This is a genomic window from Bacillus sp. LR--39 (assembly GCF_053613335.1).
Map to the genome: position 1 here is coordinate 1 of NZ_JBSIOT010000286.1, position 1,134 is coordinate 1,134.

General features: G+C 37.9%; 2 protein-coding genes. One reads left to right on the forward strand and one right to left on the reverse strand.

Annotation, left to right across the window (positions count from 1 at the left end):
- Positions 1 to 113 precede the first annotated feature (113 nt).
- Positions 114 to 497: a DynA interaction protein YwpG gene (ywpG, locus tag ACWHAR_RS22555; protein WP_014478204.1), complete on the reverse strand. Its 384-nt coding sequence runs from the start codon at positions 495 to 497 to the stop codon at positions 114 to 116.
- A 174-nt stretch (positions 498 to 671) separates the two neighbouring features.
- On the opposite strand from ywpG, the gene ACWHAR_RS22560 reads away from it, so the two are divergent.
- Positions 672 to 1,082, forward strand: a complete 411-nt coding sequence (locus tag ACWHAR_RS22560; RefSeq protein ID WP_014481144.1) for a YwpF-like family protein — start codon at positions 672 to 674, stop codon at positions 1,080 to 1,082.
- Positions 1,083 to 1,134: the final 52 nt, after the last annotated feature.

Consider the following 1,134-nt stretch of genomic DNA (forward strand, 5'->3'; position numbering starts at 1 on the left):
TTGTAAGACGTCCGACAAGCATGACCTGATTGAACATGCGATTCCTCCTCTCCTTGCGGTTGTATGTATTGTAAATGATGCAACAAGAAAAGAAAAACGCTTAAAAATGGCTTTCAGCCTCTGTTTTTATCTTTCGTTTTCATTTTTCCTTCAGCTAAAAACATCTTTTGCTTTTTCCCTTTGAAGAAATATGTACTTTTTAAAAAACGGAAAAAGATTTGCTTTGTCAGCCAGTTTTGCGTATTCATGCGCACATAGGAAGAGCCATCCCACGCAAACCACTGAAAGCTCAATTTTTTTTCCGGCATTGACAGCTTGATTTTATACTGCTCCATGCCATCTTGTGTTTCGTATAAAAAACTTATTCTTCCTTTTTTGTTCAGATGAACCTCAAACACTTCTTTACGGCTTAACATATATGTTACTTCCTTTTGAATCAAATGGCTTTCAGAAGGAGCGCCGTCAATATAAATTTCTTTTAAACGAAATTGATTCATACCACATCTCTCCGTAATCCATAGTCAGTTACAGTATAATGAAAAAATAGAAATTATTAAATGTTTCGCTCATACAAAATTCTTTAGCCCCAGCATTGCAGGATTTTTTCCTCGAAAACGTTTATGTTATAATGGAAGGCAAGAAAACTTTGGAAGTAATCGGGGTGAGAAGAAATGAAAACCTTTAAACTGGTTGACCTGAATGTGGAACGAGTGGACAAGGAAGAACAATCAATCGAACAGTTTCCCCTTATTGACGGACTGATTATAAATAAAGAAGACGGTGAAAATCACTGGCTGATTGAGGCGCTTGTACAGAAAGAACATCTGTCTTTTTTTGAACAGCTTCTAAACAGCCAATCTGAAGCCAAAGTATTTGTAACGATCACGAAAAAAAGCAATCGCCCCGCCCAGCTGACAGCAGCAGTGAAAAATATCGTCAAGCTGGAAGAAAGCATCCAGGTTTTACTCTATGGACAAATGGTCACAAGAAAACAGCAGGGCACTGAAACCATTCTCGAGTCCCTTGTAAAAGAGGGCTATACAGGAACAAAACTCATTGAGGCATTTAAACAAAAGTTATAAATATGAGGGGGCATGTTCCCCAAAACAGACACAGAACCGAAGAGCATCACAA

Excerpts from the sequence above, each read along its gene's own strand:
- ywpG (WP_014478204.1), bottom strand. The coding sequence starts at position 497 with ATGAATCAATTTCGTTTAAAAGAAATTTATATTGACGGCGCTCCTTCT.
- ACWHAR_RS22560 (WP_014481144.1), top strand. The coding sequence starts at position 672 with ATGAAAACCTTTAAACTGGTTGACCTGAATGTGGAACGAGTGGACAAG.